Origin of the sequence: Ideonella oryzae (assembly GCF_024055665.1) — a bacterium.
GTDB classification, from domain to species: domain Bacteria; phylum Pseudomonadota; class Gammaproteobacteria; order Burkholderiales; family Burkholderiaceae_C; genus Ideonella; species Ideonella oryzae.
This window is the reverse complement of the sequence record NZ_JAMXMC010000005.1, coordinates 237,190-253,530: the sequence shown is the minus strand read 5'-3', so window position 1 is coordinate 253,530 and position 16,341 is coordinate 237,190. Positions and strand designations below refer to the sequence as shown.

The 16,341-nt window shown below is 68.6% G+C and carries 13 protein-coding genes and 1 pseudogene; 8 read left to right on the top strand and 6 right to left on the bottom strand.

All coding sequences use genetic code 11. From position 1 onward, the window contains the following. Nucleotides 1-4 precede the first annotated feature (4 nt). Together M0L44_RS10025 and M0L44_RS10020 are read left to right on the top strand one after the other, a co-directional pair. On the top strand, nt 5-1,027 hold the full coding sequence (locus M0L44_RS10025) for a tyrosine recombinase XerC (protein WP_252769711.1): 1,023 nt from the start codon (nt 5-7) through the stop codon (nt 1,025-1,027). A 105-nt stretch (nt 1,028-1,132) separates the two neighbouring features. Further along, nucleotides 1,133-1,828: pseudogene (locus M0L44_RS10020) on the top strand (aliphatic sulfonate ABC transporter substrate-binding protein); the annotation flags it as partial. Between the two features lie 16 nt (nt 1,829-1,844). On the opposite strand, the gene M0L44_RS10015 reads toward M0L44_RS10020, so the two are convergent. Both M0L44_RS10015 and M0L44_RS10010 read right to left on the bottom strand, forming a co-directional pair. Next, nucleotides 1,845-3,140 carry an acetyl-CoA hydrolase/transferase family protein gene (locus M0L44_RS10015; RefSeq protein WP_252769583.1) on the bottom strand — a complete coding sequence of 432 codons (1,296 nt, stop codon included), beginning with the start codon at nt 3,138-3,140 and terminating at the stop codon, nt 1,845-1,847. A gap of 56 nt (nt 3,141-3,196) precedes the next feature. Next, nucleotides 3,197-3,766: a hypothetical protein gene (locus tag M0L44_RS10010; protein ID WP_252769582.1), complete on the bottom strand. Its 570-nt coding sequence runs from the start codon at nt 3,764-3,766 to the stop codon at nt 3,197-3,199. 204 nt (nt 3,767-3,970) lie between these two features. Between M0L44_RS10010 and M0L44_RS10005 the strand changes: the two genes are divergently transcribed. The 5 genes from M0L44_RS10005 (at nt 3,971) to cfa (ending at nt 8,702) form a co-directional block, all read left to right on the top strand. Continuing rightward, nucleotides 3,971-4,315 (top strand): GntR family transcriptional regulator, encoded by a 345-nt coding sequence (locus M0L44_RS10005; protein ID WP_252769581.1) that lies wholly within the window; start codon nt 3,971-3,973, stop codon nt 4,313-4,315. Beyond that, nucleotides 4,315-5,196, top strand: a complete 882-nt coding sequence (locus tag M0L44_RS10000; protein ID WP_252769580.1) for an ABC transporter ATP-binding protein — start codon at nt 4,315-4,317, stop codon at nt 5,194-5,196. The genes M0L44_RS10005 and M0L44_RS10000 overlap by 1 nt, the downstream gene beginning before the upstream one ends. A gap of 15 nt (nt 5,197-5,211) precedes the next feature. Next, nucleotides 5,212-6,090 (top strand): hypothetical protein, encoded by an 879-nt coding sequence (locus tag M0L44_RS09995; protein WP_252769579.1) that lies wholly within the window; start codon nt 5,212-5,214, stop codon nt 6,088-6,090. 40 nt (nt 6,091-6,130) lie between these two features. Further along, nucleotides 6,131-7,324 carry a class I SAM-dependent rRNA methyltransferase gene (locus M0L44_RS09990; RefSeq protein WP_252769578.1) on the top strand — a complete coding sequence of 398 codons (1,194 nt, stop codon included), beginning with the start codon at nt 6,131-6,133 and terminating at the stop codon, nt 7,322-7,324. Nucleotides 7,325-7,520: 196 nt separating this feature from the next. After that, the gene (gene cfa / locus M0L44_RS09985; RefSeq protein ID WP_252769577.1) at nt 7,521-8,702 is read left to right on the top strand and encodes a cyclopropane fatty acyl phospholipid synthase; all 1,182 of its coding nucleotides are present in this window, start codon (nt 7,521-7,523) and stop codon (nt 8,700-8,702) included. Here cfa and M0L44_RS09980 read toward each other — a convergent pair. Further along, nucleotides 8,684-9,196 (bottom strand): Lrp/AsnC family transcriptional regulator, encoded by a 513-nt coding sequence (locus tag M0L44_RS09980; protein ID WP_252769576.1) that lies wholly within the window; start codon nt 9,194-9,196, stop codon nt 8,684-8,686. The two genes, cfa and M0L44_RS09980, sit on opposite strands and share 19 nt — an antisense overlap. A gap of 149 nt (nt 9,197-9,345) precedes the next feature. Here M0L44_RS09980 and glmS point away from each other — a divergent pair, with 149 nt between their 5' ends. Then, the gene (gene glmS / locus M0L44_RS09975; RefSeq protein WP_252769575.1) at nt 9,346-11,187 is read left to right on the top strand and encodes a glutamine--fructose-6-phosphate transaminase (isomerizing); all 1,842 of its coding nucleotides are present in this window, start codon (nt 9,346-9,348) and stop codon (nt 11,185-11,187) included. A gap of 3 nt (nt 11,188-11,190) precedes the next feature. Here the strand turns inward: glmS and M0L44_RS09970 are convergent, their stop codons facing one another. From M0L44_RS09970 to M0L44_RS09960, 3 genes are read right to left on the bottom strand one after another with little or no spacing between them, the layout of a single operon-like run. Continuing rightward, nucleotides 11,191-11,907: a M48 family metallopeptidase gene (locus M0L44_RS09970; RefSeq protein WP_252769574.1), complete on the bottom strand. Its 717-nt coding sequence runs from the start codon at nt 11,905-11,907 to the stop codon at nt 11,191-11,193. Continuing rightward, nucleotides 11,907-15,035 (bottom strand): type I restriction endonuclease subunit R, encoded by a 3,129-nt coding sequence (locus tag M0L44_RS09965; RefSeq protein WP_252769573.1) that lies wholly within the window; start codon nt 15,033-15,035, stop codon nt 11,907-11,909. Before M0L44_RS09965 ends, M0L44_RS09970 begins: the two co-directional genes overlap by 1 nt. Before the next feature lie 60 nt (nt 15,036-15,095). Next, nucleotides 15,096-16,259: a Fic family protein gene (locus tag M0L44_RS09960; RefSeq protein WP_252769572.1), complete on the bottom strand. Its 1,164-nt coding sequence runs from the start codon at nt 16,257-16,259 to the stop codon at nt 15,096-15,098. Between the last annotated feature and the right edge of the window lie 82 nt (nt 16,260-16,341).

Here is a 16,341-nt window from a genome sequence, read left to right as displayed (position 1 = left end):
CGTGATGAGCGCCCCCGGGCCGGCCGAGCCATCGGCGGATGCGCCGGATGCGCCGGACGCCGGGCGGCCTCTTCCGGACCCGGTGCTGCGCTACCTGGAGCACCTGCGGGTGGAGCGCCGCGTGGCCGAGCGCACGCTGGTGCTCTACACCGATGCGCTGGGCCGCCTGGTGCGCGGTGCAGCCCGCCTGGCGGTGCCGCTGGAGCGGCTGCAGCCCCACCATGTGCGCATGCTGCTGGCCCAGTTGCATGGTGCCGGCCAGTCGTCGCACCATGCGCCCGGCCTGTCGCCGCGCAGCCTGGCACTGCAGCTCTCGGCCTGGCGCGGCCTGTACCGCTGGTGGGGCCGGCGCGGTGGCGTGGCGCTCAACCCGGTGGATGGCATCCGCCCGCCCAAGGCGCCCAAACCGCTGCCCAAGGCCCTGCCGGTGGACCAGGCCGTGGCCCTGGCCAGCCAGGTGCCCGAGGCCAGCGACCCGGCCCTGGCGGCGCGCGACCACGCCATCGTCGAGCTGCTGTACGGCAGTGGCCTGCGGGTGGGCGAGCTGGTCTCGCTCGACGCCCGGCCTGGCCCCGAGGCCGCCGGCTGGGTGGACGCCGACGACGCCACCGTGCACGTGCTGGGCAAGGGTCGCAAGCGCCGCAGCGTGCCGGTGGGTTCGCACGCGTTGAAGGCCCTGGCCGCGTGGGACGCACTGCGTGGTGGTGTGGCCGCCCCGAGCGAGCCGGCGCTCTTCGTCAGCCAGCGCGGCACCCGGCTGTCGGACAGCCAGGTGCGCAGCCGGCTGCGCCAGCTGGCCCTGGCCGCGGGCCTGCCCACCTCGGTGCACCCGCACATGCTGCGCCACAGCTTTGCTTCGCACCTGCTGCAGTCCAGTGGCGACCTGCGCGCGGTGCAGGAGCTGCTGGGCCACGCCAGCATCAGCACCACCCAGATCTACACCCAGCTGGACTTCCAGCATCTGGCCAAGGTCTACGACGCGGCCCACCCGCGGGCCAAGCGCAAGGACCCAAGCGGCAGCAGATAAGCAAGCCGGATCGAATTCGTTCCGGCCGCGCGGCGGCTTTCCTATCCTGCGGTGCATCGACGCACCACACAGGCAAGGAGAGCAAGGCATGCACCGCACCCCCCGCCGCCGGTCTTCGCCCAGGCCGCCGGCAAGGACGTCTGGTACGTGGGCCTGGAGCCGCCCAAGCCCACCAGTTCGGCCCTGCTGATGCCGGCCGATTCACCGCTGCGCACGCTGGCCGACCTGAAGGGCCGGCGCATCGCCTTCCAGAAGGGCTCCAGTGCGCACTACCTGGTGCTGCGGGCGGTGGAAAAGGCTGGTCTGGCCTGGTCGGACATCACACCGGTTTACCTGGCGCCGGCCGATGCCCGGGCCGCCTTCGAGCGTGGCTCGGTCGATGCCTGGGGCATCTGGGACCCGTATTACGCGGTGGCCGAGATCGACGGCCGGGCCCGGGTGCTGTCCACCGGTGTGGGACTCTCGAGCAACAACAGCTTCTACCTGGCCTCGCGCGAGCTGACCCGGCGCCCGGCACAGGTCCAGGCGCTGCTGGCCGCGCTCAGCGAGGCCGATGCCTGGACCCAGGATCACCTGAAGGAGACGGCCCAGTTCCTGTCGGCCGCCACCGGGGTGTCCCTGGCCGGCACGGTGCGCTTTCTGGATCGGCGGCGCCACGGCGCGGTGCGCCCGCTGGGCCCGGCCGATGTGGCCGACCAGCAGCGCGTGGCCGACACCTTCAGCCGCCAGGGGCTGATTCCCCGGCCGGTGGATGTGGCGCAGGCGGTGTGGTCGGCCGGGCGCACCGTGGCCGGCCGCTGAGCCCGTCACCCGGTCTTCAGACCAGGTGCATGGCCTGGGCCTGGGCCTGCAGTTCCTCGCGGAAGGCCGGGTGGGCGATGGCGATCAGGGCGGCCACCCGCTCGTGCGAGGGGCGTCCGCGCAACTGGGCCACGCCATGTTCGGTCACCACGTAGTTCACGTCGTTCTTGCCGGTGCTCACATGCGTGCCCGGGCTCAGCGTGGGGACGATGCGCGAGACCGTGTCGCCCTTGGCGGTGGAGGGCAGCACCATGATGGCCTTGCCGCCGCGTGAGCGGTTGGCCGCCCGCACGAAGTCGCTCTGGCCGCCGGTGCCGGAGTAGGGCAGGGTGCCCAGGCTTTCCGAGCCGCACTGGCCGAGCAGGTCCACCTGCAGCGTCGCGTTGAGCGACACCAGGCGGTCGTTCTGACCGGCGATGTACGGGTCGTTGGTGAAATCGGCCGGGTGCAGTTCGAAGTCGGGGCAGCGGTCCAGGAAGCGGTAGAGCTTCTCGGAGCCCAGCGCGAAGGTGGCCACCATCTTGCCGGGCATGAAGTTCTTGCGCCGGTTGGTCACCGCGCCGCTCTCGATCAGGCTCAGCAGGCCATCGCCGATCATCTCGCTGTGCACGCCCAGGTCGCGCTTGCCCTGCAGCTGGGCCACCACCGCATCCGGGATGCCGCCGATGCCGATCTGCAGCGTGTCGCCATCCTCGATCAGCGGCGCCACATGGCAGGCGATGGCCTGCTGCACCGGCCCGATCTCGGCCGCCGGCAGCGTGGGCAGCGGGCGGTCGTCTTCCACCCAGGCACTCACCTGGGACACATGCACGCGCGCCGGGCCGGCCGTGCGCGGCACGTTGGGGTTCACCTCCAGCACCACGGTGCGGGCCCGCGCCAGGGCGGCCAGCGTGTAGTCGGCCGACACGCCCAGGTGGAAGTAGCCTTCGGCATCCATCGGCGAGGCCAGGGCGAACACCACGTCGGCCGGCACCTCGCCACGAGCGAAGAGCTGGGGTGCCTCCGACAGGTGGGTGTGGATCAGCGGCAGCCAGCCGGCCTGCGCGCCCGGGCGAGACGGGCCACCCAGGAACATGGACACCGGCTGCACGTGCCCGGCCGTCTGCGGGTCGAAGTAGTCGAAGCGGCGCAGCGGCAGCATCTGCACCACCCGCACACCCTGGAAGCGCTGGCGCCGGGCTGACAGGCCCTCCAGCAAGGCCGGCGGCTCGCCGCAGCCGATGGGCACCACGATCCAGTCGCCATCGCGCACCAGGGCGATGGCGTCCTCCACAGTGGCCCGCAGCCGGGCCTGAGCTTCATGCCATGACATGCACCGATGGTACGGGGAATGTCTTACGCATATCTACGTAAGGGTTGTGGGCGAGCTCAGCCCTTGGCCGCGGCCTTGCGGCTGTGGACCAGGCTGATCGTGCTGCCCGGCTGCCCGTCGGTGGCCTTGACGCCGATGATCATGCTGCTCTCGGTCTTGCTGTCGGTGATGGTCATCGACATGCCCTGGGCGTCCGACTGGTCCATCACCATCTTGCCCTCGGTGCTGCCCTTGAGCTGGGCGCGGTACCAGTCGCTCACCTTCTTGGCGTCGTCAGGGCTGTTCAGCTCCACCTGCAGCATCTCGTTGCCGCCATTGACGAAGCGGCTGCTCTGGTTGGCCACCGGCGTGGCACCGGGGTAGAAGGGAATGCCCAGGTCCTTCTCGCTGATGCTGGCGTTGCCCATCTCCATGTTGAAGGACTGGCCCTTTTCGTCGGTGCCCGCCACCTTCACGCCACCGCCCTGGATGTCCACCTTGGCGTTGCTGCCGTCCTTGTTGATGGTGGCTTCGATCATTTTCTCGGCCGCCTTCTCGCTGGCGGCTTCCTGCACCTTGCCGCAGCCGGCCAGGGCCAGCGGGATCAGCAGGGTGGGCAGGGCGAAGCGGGTGATGTTCAGGCTCATGGTTCCTCCACGGTGTGTTCTGCGGGGCGCATGCTGCCAGCGCCGCGCCGGGCCCGCCATCCCGCACCTGGGTGACATGCCCGGGGCGTGGCTGCAGTTCATCGGCCCGCCCTGCAGTCTGTCGCATCGGGCTCGCCCTGGCTGGGCCCAAGTCCTACAGTGTGTTACGTCACCAGCACACGTCACCAGCCTTCAGGAGAGCCCATGCACTGGGATGACCGCCAACCGATCTACCGCCAGCTGGCCGACCAGCTGGCCGGCCGCCTGCTCGACGGCGAGCCGCGCGAAGGCGAGGCCATGCCCTCGGTGCGCGCGCTCGCCGGCAGCTATCTGCTCAACCCGCTGACCGTGGGGCGGGCGCTGCAGGCCTTGAGTGATGACGGGCTGCTGGAGAATCGCCGCGGCCTCGGTTTGTACGTGCGGACCGGGGCACGCGATCACCTGCGCATGCTGGAGCGGCAACGCTTTCTTGAGCAGGAGTGGCCCCAGCTGCGCCTGCGCCTGCGCCGGCTGGGCCTGCGTCCGGAAGAACTTGATTGGGAGGCATGATGAGTGGCGAACCCCTGATCCGGGCCCGTGGCCTGGGCCTGCAGTACGGCCGCAAGCGCGTGCTCGACGGGCTGGACTTCGAGATCCCGGCCGGCCGCATCGTCGGCCTGCTGGGCCACAACGGCGCCGGCAAGACCAGCCTGATGCGGGCCCTGGTGGGCCTGACCGGCCACGAGGGCGAGCTCAGCGTGCTGGGGCTGTCGCCGCAGCGCCAGCGCACTGCGCTGCTGCAGTCGCTGTGCTACATCCCGGACGTGGCCATCCTGCCGCGCTGGGCCCGCGCTTCGGAGCTCATCACGCTGATGGCCGGCCTGCACCCGCGCTTCTCGGCCGAGCGGGCCCGGCAGCTGCTCAAGCGCACCAGCGTCGGCCTGAACGACAAGGTCAAGACGCTCTCGCGCGGCATGGTGGTGCAGCTTCATCTGGCGCTGGTGGCAGCCATCGACGCGCGGCTGATGGTGCTGGACGAGCCCACGCTGGGCCTGGATGTGCTTTCGCGCAAGGCCTTCTACGAGATGCTGATCGACGAGTGGTGCGACGGCGAGCGCAGCGTGCTGATCTCCACCCACCAGGTGGAGGAGGTGGAGTCGCTGCTGTCGGACGTGCTGATGCTCAGCGAAGGCAAGCTGGTGCTCAACATCCCGCTGGCCGAGGTGGACGAGCGCTTCGTGGCCTACAGCCATGACCCGGCGGTCGCCGATGCGATGGCCGCAGCCCACCCCATCCTGCGCTACCGCCAGCAGGGCCAGTCGGCCGCACTGTTCGACGGGACGCCGCCGCCCGAGGTGCAGGCCCTGGGCCAGCGCATGCGGCCCAGCCTGGTGGACCTCTTCGTCGCGCTCACCCGCGCGCCCGAACTCAACCCCACCATCCCGCGCTGAACCGGAGAACAGACCATGCAGACCTTTCAGACCTTGCTGCTGCGTGAATGGATGCAGCACGGCCGCCGCTGGTGGCTGATCGCCCTGATCCCGCTGGCCATCAGCCTGCTGGCCCTGCAGTTCGGCCAGGTGCAGGTCGGCGAAGAGGATCACGCCGTGGCCACCCTGCTGCTCACTGCCGGCGTCTATGCCGCGGTGATGGCTGGCGTGGGCTGGCTGGTGGCCTACATCCAGTCCGGCGGCATGGCCCGGCGCGACTGGCAGGACCGCAGCATCGAGTTCTGGCGCTCGCTGCCGGTGCCCGACAGCGCCGCCGTGGGGGCCACCGTGCTGATGCACCTGGTGCTGCTGCCGCTGCTGGTGATGGCCCTGGCGGTGCCCAGCGGCCTGCTGGTGGCGCTGATGGTGGTGGCGCGCGGCTTTGGCTGGAGCACCCTGGCCGGCGTGCCCTGGCACGAGGTGGCGGCCGTCGTCGGCGCTGGCGCGCTGCGCCTGCTGCTGGGCTCGCTGCTGGCCAGCTTCTGGGTGGCGCCGGTGGCCCTGCTGACCATGGCCGCGGCGGCCTGGCTCAAGCGCTGGGGCGTGCCGATGCTGTGGATCGCCTGGGGCCTGGGCGGCCTCATCCTGGCCAAGGGCTACGGCCACCCCGAGGTGCTGGAGGCGCTGCAGACCTTCAGCGAGCGCGTGGGCAATGCCCTGCTGCCGCTGCGCCACCGGCAGGACGTGCTGTCCTCCCTGGCCAGCCCGCAGCCGGACCTGCTGCCGCTGCCCGGCCTGCTGGGTCAGGATGCCCTGCAGCGCCTGCAGGAACTGGCCAGCGGCTGGGGCGGTGTGGCGCTGCTGCTCTCCGCGCTGGGCTTCGCCCTGCTGGTCTGGCGCCGCCAGCGCGGCTGAACGCCTTCCCGGCAGGGTCGCGCAGGCGACAATTGCGCCCATGAAAGTGATCCGCCTGCGCGAAGGAAAAGAACGCTCCCTGCAGCGCCGCCACCCCTGGGTGTTTGCCGGCAGCGTGGACAAGGGCAAGGCCGACTTGGGCGAGACGGTGCGGGTGGAGAGCCACGATGGCCGCTTCCTGGCCTGGGCCGCCTTCAGCCCCAACTCGCAGATCCGCGTGCGGGCCTGGAGCTTCGACGAAACCGAGCGCATCGACGCGGCCTTCTTCCGGCGCCGCATCGCCGCGGCGGTGGCCATGCGCCAGCGTCTGGCCATCCAGAGCAATGGCGTGCGCCTGGTCCACGGCGAGGCCGACGGCCTGCCCGGCCTGATCGTGGACCGCTACGAGGACATCCTCTCGGTCCAGTTCCTCTCGGCCGGTGTCGAACGCTGGAAAGCCGTGATTGCCGATGCGCTGCTGGCCGAAACCGCCGCGCTGGGCTGCACACGGCTGTATGAGCGCGGCGATGCCAGCGTGCGCCAGGTCGAAGGGCTGCCGCCCGCCAAGGGCTGGTTGCGCGGCGGCGGTGACACCACCATCACGCTGCGCGAGCATGGCATCCAGCTGACGGTGGACGTGGAGGAGGGCCACAAGACTGGCTACTACCTGGACCAGCGCGAGAACCGCGCGCTGTTCGCCCGGCTGGTCGCCCAGTTCGGCTGCAAGAGCGTGCTCAACTGCTTCAGCTACACCGGGGGCTTCAGCGTCTCGGCCCTGGCCGGGGGCGCCACCGAGGTGGTGAGCGTCGATTCCTCCGCCCCCGCGCTGGCGCGTGCCCACGCCCATGTCAGCCTCAATGGCTTCGACCCGGCCTGCCACACCACGCTGGATGCCGACGTGAACGCCACCCTGCGCCAGATGCTCCAGGACGGCCGCCAGTTCGACGCCATCGTGCTGGACCCGCCCAAGTTCGCCCCCAGCGCGGCCCATGCCGACCGGGCCAGCCGCGCCTACAAGGACATCAACCGCCTGGGCCTGAAGCTGCTCAAGCCCGGTGGCCTGCTGCTGACCTTCAGCTGCTCGGGCGGCATCAGCGCCGACCTGTTCCACAAGATCGTGGCCGGCGCCGGCCTGGACGCCCAGGTGGACGGCTACCTGCTGCAGCGCCTGGAGGCCGCGCCAGACCACCCGACCACGCTGTGCTTCCCGGAGGGTGAGTACCTCAAGGGCCTGGTGATCATGAAGCAGGGCTGAACGCGGCGGTGGCGTTCACGGGCCCCGGCATTCAGAAAATGCTGACAGGTCCGGCACTTCCATAGCCACGGGCTATGCAGGGGCGCAAAACTTTGCATTGGCACAAAGCCACGGAATGGCGCACATTGCCCCTACGCTGCGATGCGGCAGGGGCACCGCATCTGCACCCCCCCTCTCACCTTGACAGGGCTTGTGCATGAACGAGGTCATTTCGGAGGCGGCGTCCGACGGCGGGCGTCAGGGTGGCCGTTCTTCGGCCGAAGATGCGCTGGGCCAATGGCTGGCCCTGGCCGATGTTCGGCTCAACGGGGACCGCCCCTGGGACATCCGGCTGCTGCAGCCGGGCGTGGCCGAGCGGGTGCTGGCCGGCGGCTCGCTGGCGCTGGGAGAGGCCTACATGGACGGCGCCTGGAGCTGTGAACGCCTGGACGAGCTGTTCACCCGCCTGATCCGGGCCCGCCTGGGCGAGGGCATGCACGGCCTGTCCATGGCCTGGCATGTGCTGCGCGCCAAGCTGCTGAACCTGCAGAGCCAGCGCCGGGCCTGGCAGGTGGGACGCGAGCACTACGACCTGGGCAACGACTTCTACGCGGCCATGCTGGACGCCCGCATGACCTACACCTGCGCCTACTGGCAAGGTGGCGATGGGCAGCCCCCGGCCACCACGCTGGACCAGGCCCAGGAAGCCAAGCTGGACCTGGTGTGCCGCAAGCTGGGCCTGCAGCCGGGCATGCGGGTGCTGGACATCGGCTGCGGCTGGGGCAGCTTCATGGGCTTTGCCGCCGAGCGCTATGGCGTGCGCTGCGTGGGCATCACCATCTCCGAGCAGCAGGCCGACCTGGGCCGCCAGCGCCTGGCCCATCTGCCGGTGGAGTTCCGCCTGCAGGACTACCGCGAGCAGGATGAGCGCTTCGATCGCGTCGTCAGCCTGGGCATGTTTGAGCACGTGGGCCACAAGAACTACCCCGACTACATGGCCGTGGCCCGGCGCTGCCTGGCCGATGACGGCCTGTTCCTGCTGCACACCATCGGCCGCAATGACACGGCCGACGGCACCGACCCGTGGATCGACCGCTACGTCTTTCCGAATGGCGAGCTGCCCAGCATCGCCCGCATCGGCAAGGCGGCGGAGCCGCACTTCGTGGTGGAGGACCTGCACAACTTCGGCGCCGACTACGACCGCACGCTGATGGCCTGGCACCGCAACTTCGAAGCCGCTTGGCCGCGTTTCGGCGCCGAACTGGGCGAGCGCTTCTACCGGCGCTGGCGCTATTACCTGTTGTGCTGTGCCGGCGCCTTCCGCGCCCGCGACATCCAGCTCTGGCAGTGGGTGCTCTCGCCCCGCGGCGTGGCCGGGGGCTACCGCCGCGTGTCCTGATCGGCGCGGGCGTCGGCCAGCACCGCCACCGGCACCCGTGGGTCGAACTTGGCCCGCTTGAGCGCGAAGAAGCTCTTCACGTTGCGCACGTTCGCGTCCTGCGTGAACAGGCGCTGGGTCAGGGCCTGGAAGCCCGGCATGTCCGGCGCCCAGACCACCAGCAGGAAGTCCGGCCCCGGCGACACCCTCCAGCACTGCTGCACCAGTGGTTCGTCCACCGCGCGGGCTTCGAAGGCATCCAGGTGCTCGGCTCCCTGGCGGTCCAGCACCACCTCGCACAGCACCTGCAGGCCCTGGCCGGCCAGCGGCCCGCCCAGCAGGGCGGTGAAGCGCTCGATCACCCCGGCCTCCCGCAGGCGCCGCACCCGGCGCAGCGCGGTGGCGGGCGACACATGCGCCGCCTGCGCCAACGCATGGTTGGTCAGGCTGGCATCGGCCTGCAGCAGGTCCAGCAGGCGCCAGTCGGTGGCATCCAGTGGGATGGAATATTCCATATTCGATAAGTCAGTGAAAGAAAATTCAATACATGGCTGATTGAGAAATTTTCCTTCATTTGGTGCTGAAACAAGAAAGCATCTTTGTGTTCGCCAGGCCTAGGATGCCACCCATCGGCCTGCGGGCCGCCCTTCCAAGCGAGCTTTTCATGTGTGGCATCGTCGGCGCCGTCAGCACGGCCAATGTGGTTCCCGTCCTGGTCCAGGGCCTGCAACGGCTGGAGTACCGGGGCTATGACTCCTGCGGCGTGGCCGTCATCCAGGACGGCGCGCTGCGCCGCAGCCGCTCCACCGCCCGCGTGGCCGAGCTGCGCGAGCACATCGAACAGGACGATGTGCAGGGCCTGATCGGCATTGCCCACACGCGCTGGGCCACCCACGGTGCGCCGGCCGTGGCCAACGCCCACCCCCACTTCTCGGGCGACAAGATCGCCCTGGTGCACAACGGCATCATCGAGAACTACGAAGAGCTGCGCACCGAGCTGAAGGCCAAGGGCTACGTCTTCGAGAGCCAGACCGACACCGAGGTCATCGCCCACCTGGTGCACCACCTGTACGACGGCGACTTGTTCGAGGCCGTGCAGCAGACCACGCGGCGCCTCAAGGGCGCCTACGCCATCGCCGTGTTCTGCCGCGACGAGCCGCAGCGCGTGGTGGGCGCGCGTGAAGGTTCGCCGCTCATCCTGGGCCTGGGCGGGGCTGCGGCGGGCGGCGCCAACTACCTGGCTTCGGACGCCATGGCCCTGGCCGGCGTCACCGACCAGATCGTCTACCTGGAAGACGGCGATGTGGTGGACGTGCAGCTGGGCAAGCACTGGATCGTGGCGCGCGACGCCAGCGGCGAGTTCCGCCCGGTGGAGCGCGCGGTGCGCACCGTGCACGCCCACAGCGGCGCGGCCGAGCTGGGCCCGTACCGCCACTACATGCAGAAGGAGATCTTCGAGCAGCCGCGCGCCATCGCCGACACGCTCGAAGGCGTGGAGAGCATCACCCCCGAGCTGTTCGGCGACGGGGCCTACCGCATCTTCAAGGACGTGGATCGCGTGCTCATCCTGGCCTGCGGCACCAGCTACTACTCCGGCTCGGCGGCCAAGTACTGGCTGGAGAGCATCGCCAAGATCCCCACCAGCGTGGAGATTGCCAGCGAGTACCGCTACCGCGACAGCGTGCCCGACCCGAAGACCCTGGTCGTCACCATCAGCCAGAGCGGCGAGACGGCCGACACCCTGGCCGCCCTCAAGCACGCGCGCAGCCTGGGCATGACGCACACGCTGACCATCTGCAACGTGGCCACCAGCGCCATGGTGCGCGAATGCGAGCTGGCCTACATCACCCGCGCCGGCGTGGAAGTGGGCGTGGCCAGCACCAAGGCCTTCACCACCCAGCTGGCTGGCCTGTTCCTGCTGACCCTGGCCCTGGCCCAGGTGCGTGGCCTGCTGAGCGAGGCCGAGGAGGCCGCCCACCTCAAAGCCATGCGCCACCTGCCTTCCGCGCTGCAGGCGGTGCTGGCGCTGGAGCCCCAGGTGGTGGCCTGGGCCGAGGCCTTTGCCCGCAAGGAGAACGCCCTGTTCCTGGGCCGCGGCCTGCACTACCCCATCGCGCTGGAAGGGGCCCTGAAGCTCAAGGAAATCAGCTACATCCACGCCGAGGCCTACCCGGCCGGGGAACTGAAGCACGGCCCCCTGGCCCTGGTGACCGCCGAGATGCCGGTGGTGACCGTGGCCCCGCACGACGCCCTGCTGGAGAAGCTCAAGAGCAACATGCAGGAAGTGCGCGCCCGCGGCGGCCAGCTCTATGTCTTTGCTGACGCCGACAGCCGCATCGAGAGCAGCGAAGGCGTGCACGTCATCCGCCTGCCCGAGCATTACGGCGCGCTCAGCCCCATCCTGCACGTGGTGCCGCTGCAGCTGCTGGCGTACCACACCGCCTGCGCACGCGGGACGGATGTGGACAAGCCGCGGAATTTGGCCAAGAGTGTGACGGTGGAGTGAGGCTCAGTAGTCCCACGCCTCATGCCGCACTGGCAGCCTGTTGAGCTGCTGTCTCAGCTGCTGCCAGTGCGGCAGGTACAGGTCCATCAAGGCGACAAAGTGTGCGTTGTGGGTGGGCTCCAGCAGGTGCACCAGTTCATGCACCACGATGTACTCCAGGCACTCGGCCGGCTTCTTGGCCAGGTCCGTGTTGAGCCGGATGTGGCCTGAAGCTGGCGTGCAACTGCCCCATTTCGTCTTCATGTGCTGCACGAAGACGCGCTGGGCTTTCACCCGCAGCAGCGGCTCCCACCGGGCCAGCAGCGCGGGCACGGCATCCCGCACCTGCTGGCGATACCAGGCGTTCAGCACTTCTTCGCAGCGGGCCCGGTCGGCGCCGGGGCGCACCTGCAGGTGCAGCTTGCGGGGGCTCAGGCTCACAGCGGGCGCGGCATCGGCGTGGCTGATCTCCAGCAGGTAGCGCTTGCCCCACAGGTAGTGGCTTTCCTTGTTCAGGAACTCGCGCGGCGTTTCGCGTTCCTGGGTCTGCAGCTTGCGCTGCTGTGAGCGGATCCACGCCAGCTTGGAGATGACGAACAGGCGGATGGTGTCCAGCGGCATGTGCTGCGGCGCGGCCACGCGCACCTTGCCCGTGGGCGGCAGCACGCTCAGGTGCACATGCTTGATCGCCTTGCGGCTCACCTCGACCTGCAGTTCGCCCAGGTCCAGCACGTCCCGCATCAATATTCCTGCTGAGCCACGACGATGGGGAACAGCCGGTTCACTTCCTGGATGTCCTTGAGCACGTCGTACATGGCCTGTTTGACCGCTTGCTCCTTGGCCACCGTGCCGCGCCAGCCGTCCGGCCGCCTGGCCTTGATGCTGGCGTCCAGCTGCAGGGCCGTGTCCAGTGCCTGGTCAGCAGGCAGCAGCGGCCCGGTGGGCTCTTGGGCCTGGTCCACATGCAGCTGGCCCTTCAGGTTGTTGTACAGCGCCAGCTGACCAGCCGTCTTCAGCTGTGCGGGCGTGTCGTCGGCCTTGCCACCGCTCACCTTCCGGGCCACCTCGGCAATGCGAGCCAGGTAGTCCTCGTAGGCGATGGCCTTCTCCTTGCGCAGGCGGATGATCTCGTCCAGCAGCGCCGACATCTTGGCGAAGTAGGCCGGGTCTGTCAGCTGCTCCCGCAGGATCTTGCTGCGGACGTTGTTCTCGATCGTCTCGGCAATGGCCGTCTGGTTGCCCTTCATTTCACCCAGTTGCTCGGCGATCGCATCGGCAATGCCGGTCTTGACGATCAGGTCCAGCAGCCCCACGCCGTCGAAGGGCGAGATCTTCCGCGGGGCCTGGGCCTCGATGTAGGTGTCGATGAGGTGGCGCATGTCCGCCTCGTAGGGCTTCAGGTCCAGCGTCTCGCCAGCGGCCTGGCGGATGGTCTCGCGCAGGCTCAGGTAGTGCTTCTGCAGGGCCTTCAGCTGCTCGATTTGCTCTGGCGTGTAGCCGGCCGCTTCCAGCTCGTCGGCCAGGTTGGCATAGGCCCGCACCAGGGCCACCACGGCCTTGTACAGCGCCACGCGGTGCGGCTCACGCGCCTTCAGGTCATCGGCCACCTCGGTGTTGCCGCAGAAGTAGTGGATGTGCTCCAGGTCACCCTTGGGCGGTGCCACCGGCTCGCACAGCAGGGCCAGGGCCTCCACGGCATCGTCCAGGCGGGTGCGGCCGGCCTCCAGCCGGTCCTTGATCAGCACCTCGGGCGCTGTGTCGCCGGCGCTGTGGTCCAGCTCGGCGGTGTAGACGGCAATCGCCTTCTCCACCTTCTTGAACAGGTCCTTGTAGTCGACGATGTAGCCGAAGTCCTTGTCCTCGCCATCGAGCCGGTTGGTGCGGCAGATGGCCTGGAACAGGCCGTGGTCCTGCATGGACTTGTCGATGTAGAGGTAGGTGCAGGGCGGCGCATCAAAGCCCGTCAGCAGCTTGTCCACCACGATCAGCAGCTTCATCTGCGAGGGGGCCTTGATGAAGCGCTCCCTCACCTGCTGCTCGTAGGTTTCCGTGCGGGTCTTACCGGGCTCGGCCGCCACGTCCTTCAGCAGCTCGGTGTAGGTGGCGTAGATGAACTGCTTGTCGCTCTCGGTGTTGGCGCCGGTCTCTTCCTTGCTGACATCCGCCGCCTGCGGGTTGTAGGACGTGACCACCGCGCAGCGGCCCGCAAAGCCGGTGTCCCGGGCATTGAACAACTCGAAGTACTTGCAGGCCTCGTAGATGCTGGAGGCCACCAGGATGGCATTGCCCCGCCCATCACCCAGCCGGGGCTTGGTGGCGAAGTCCAGCATGATGTCCGCCACGATCCGGCCCATGCGTGCCTTGGAGCTGAGCACCTTCTGCATCGTGCCCCAGTGCGCCTTCAACTCGCTGCGCTGCCAGTCGTTGAGCCCCCGCGTCTTGGCCTCGAACCAGCGGTCCACCGGTTCCGCGCCCACCAGCTTCTGGTCCACATCGCGCGCTTCGTAGACCAGGTCCAGCACCACGCCGTCTTCCACCGCCTCGGCAAACTTGTAGGTGTGGATGTAGCCGCCGAACACCTCCAGGCTGGTCTGTGCATCGCTCTTGAGCAGCGGCGTGCCGGTGAAGCCGATGAACACCGCGTTGGGCATCATGGCCTTCATCAGCCGGTGCAGCTTGCCACCCTGGGTGCGGTGGCACTCGTCCACGAAGACGATGACCTCGCCCTGGGTGGGGCAGGGCTGAGCCGCCAGGTCGCGCAGGAAGGCTTCGAAGTCCTCCTCCCCCGCCGCCGCACCGCGCCGGCCGAACTTGTGCACCAGCGAACACAGCAAGCGCGGGTTGGGCTGCGCCAGCTGGGCCATCAGATCTCGCCCGCTCTGGCTGCGGTGGATGGTCTCGCCCGCATCCTTGAACACCCGCTCGATCTGCCGGTCCAGCTCATCCCGGTCGGTGATGATGGCCACGCGCGCCGCCGGCCGGTTCTCCAGAATCCAGCGGGCCAGCAGCACCATCAGAATGCTCTTGCCCGCGCCCTGGGTGTGCCAGATGATGCCGCCGCGCCTCTGCTGCACGTGGGCCTGCGCCGCCTTGACGCCAAAGTACTGGTGCACCCGCGGCAGCTTCTTGATGCCGGCGTCGAACAGCACGAAGTCGTGGATGAGTTCCAGCAGCCGGGCCGGGCTGCACAGCTTGGCCAGGTACTTGTCGAGCTTGTAGCCTGTGTTGTCGGCCTCGTCTTCCTTCCAGGTCAGGAAGTACTTTTCCTGGGTCTCGATGCTGCCGTAGCGCAGGCCTTCCGAATCATTGCCCGCCATCACCAGCTGCATGGTGCTGAAGAACCAGGCGTTGAACTCGGGCTGCTGGTTGGACAGGCACTGGCGAATGCCCTCGCCCAGGCCCACGCGGCTGTTCTTCAGCTCCAGCACGCCCACGGCCAGGCCGTTGAGGTACAGCACCAAGTCAGGCCGGCGCTCGTGCCCGCCCTGCAGCGTCACTTCCTCGGCGATGGCGAAATCGTTGTCAGCCGGCCGCTCCCAGTTCACCAGGTGCACCGTCTCGTTCAGCTCACCCGCGGCCACCTTCACCGACACGCCATAGCGCAGCAGCTGGTACACCGCCTGGTTGGCCGCGTAGAGCGTGCGCCCGTGCAGCAAGGCCTCCGAGCGCAGCCTGTGCAGCGCGGCGCTGATGTGCGCGGGGCTGTAGCCCTGGCGCGCCAGGTGGGCCGTCAGCAGCCCCTCCTCGATGCAGTGGTTGCCTGCCCGGGCCGACCAGTTGCCCAGAAGACGGTAGCCCAGCTTCTGCGTGAACAGCGCGATCACGCGCTCTTGGGTGGCGCGTTCGGGCTTGCTGATGGGATCACTCATCCGGCCCTCCCTGGGCGGTCATTCCGTTTTATTGGCCATTATCTGAATTTGGATCATTGCCTATTTCTGTGGCACTGCCACCAGGGCCGGCGGCACAAAGCCCTGGTCGGTCAGGGCCTTCACCACGCCGCGCAACAGCATGTTGTGCGTGAAGCCCAGGGTGTACTGCCGGGCCCCGGGGCGAACGGGCTGCAGCATGCCGCTCTCGACCAGCTTGCGGATCTGGTAGGTGCGCTGGCTGGCGTTCAGGCCGGGCAGGGCTGTTTCCAGGTCGCCCGCCTTCACGGTGCCCGCGCGCAGGGTGGCCTGCAGCACGGCCTCTTCCTGGTGGGTGATGAGTTGGCGCTCGCGGGCGTGGGCCACCGCTGGCAGCAGCACCGTGTTCTGCAGGTGGGTGTAATCGGCCAGGCGGCTGACCTTGGCCAACTCGTCGTGGATGCCGCCCAGCACATAGGTGCACCACTGCTCCAGGTGTTCCGCCTGGCCGGAATCAGCCTGGCTCAACATGCCGTAGTAGCGATGGCGGTCCGCACAGAACACCGCAGCCGGGTTCAACAACCGGCCCGCCGCACTCACCTGGAAGCCGTACTTGATCAGCATGGCGTAGGTCAGCAGTCGCACCACGCGGCCGTTGCCATTGCTGAAAGGATGCACCCAGGCAAACCGGTGGTGGGCCAGGGCCACCTTCATCAGGTCGTACTTGGGCGGATCAGGCTGGTTGATGAAGGCGACCAACTCGGCCATGTAGCCCGGCACCTGCACCGGGTCCGGCGGCAGATGCTGTGCCTGGGCAATGCGCACGGGGCCGCTGCGGTAGCGGCCAGGCGTGCGGTCGCCCTCGCGCTCCAGGCCTTGCACCGTGGTGGCATGCAGGCCGCGCAGCAGATGTTCGCTCAGCGGCACACCCGGCTCGATCGCGTCTTCCACCTGCCGCATCGCGGCTTCGATGTTGTCGATCTCTCGCAGCGCGTCGCTGCCCGACGGCGCGGGCGTCACCCGGGCTTCCACATAGTCGGCCAGCGTCGTGTGGTTGCCCTCAATGCGGGCCGAGGCCAGGCTCTCCAGCAGGTGAAACACCTCCTTGAGCTGGAGGAAGACGGGGGCCGGCGTGGTGCCCCGGATCTCCAGCCGACGCAGGTGCTCCAGATCGGTCAGCACGTCCAGCAGGGGCGAGTCGAACCGGGGGTTCAGCAACTGCAGATCGTGGTGCAGAAACTGGGGCATGGTGATCCAGGATCTTGAAAGGTCCGAGGATCATATCTTCAAAAATTCAGAAAAACTCTTTTTTGAACAACAGGTTGGCGAT

What these genes read in the sequence shown, in the direction of transcription:
- glmS (WP_252769575.1), top strand. Translation starts at nt 9,346, where the DNA reads ATGTGTGGCATCGTCGGCGCCGTCAGCACGGCCAATGTGGTTCCCGTC.
- M0L44_RS10015 (WP_252769583.1), bottom strand. Translation starts at nt 3,140, where the DNA reads ATGTCATGGCATGAAGCTCAGGCCCGGCTGCGGGCCACTGTGGAGGAC.
- M0L44_RS09965 (WP_252769573.1), bottom strand. Translation starts at nt 15,035, where the DNA reads ATGAGTGATCCCATCAGCAAGCCCGAACGCGCCACCCAAGAGCGCGTG.
- M0L44_RS10025 (WP_252769711.1), top strand. Translation starts at nt 5, where the DNA reads ATGAGCGCCCCCGGGCCGGCCGAGCCATCGGCGGATGCGCCGGATGCG.
- M0L44_RS09995 (WP_252769579.1), top strand. Translation starts at nt 5,212, where the DNA reads ATGCAGACCTTTCAGACCTTGCTGCTGCGTGAATGGATGCAGCACGGC.
- M0L44_RS09990 (WP_252769578.1), top strand. Translation starts at nt 6,131, where the DNA reads ATGAAAGTGATCCGCCTGCGCGAAGGAAAAGAACGCTCCCTGCAGCGC.
- M0L44_RS09960 (WP_252769572.1), bottom strand. Translation starts at nt 16,259, where the DNA reads ATGCCCCAGTTTCTGCACCACGATCTGCAGTTGCTGAACCCCCGGTTC.
- M0L44_RS10000 (WP_252769580.1), top strand. Translation starts at nt 4,315, where the DNA reads ATGAGTGGCGAACCCCTGATCCGGGCCCGTGGCCTGGGCCTGCAGTAC.
- M0L44_RS09970 (WP_252769574.1), bottom strand. Translation starts at nt 11,907, where the DNA reads ATGCGGGACGTGCTGGACCTGGGCGAACTGCAGGTCGAGGTGAGCCGC.
- cfa (WP_252769577.1), top strand. Translation starts at nt 7,521, where the DNA reads ATGAACGAGGTCATTTCGGAGGCGGCGTCCGACGGCGGGCGTCAGGGT.
- M0L44_RS10010 (WP_252769582.1), bottom strand. Translation starts at nt 3,766, where the DNA reads ATGAGCCTGAACATCACCCGCTTCGCCCTGCCCACCCTGCTGATCCCG.
- M0L44_RS10005 (WP_252769581.1), top strand. Translation starts at nt 3,971, where the DNA reads ATGCACTGGGATGACCGCCAACCGATCTACCGCCAGCTGGCCGACCAG.
- M0L44_RS09980 (WP_252769576.1), bottom strand. Translation starts at nt 9,196, where the DNA reads ATGGAATATTCCATCCCACTGGATGCCACCGACTGGCGCCTGCTGGAC.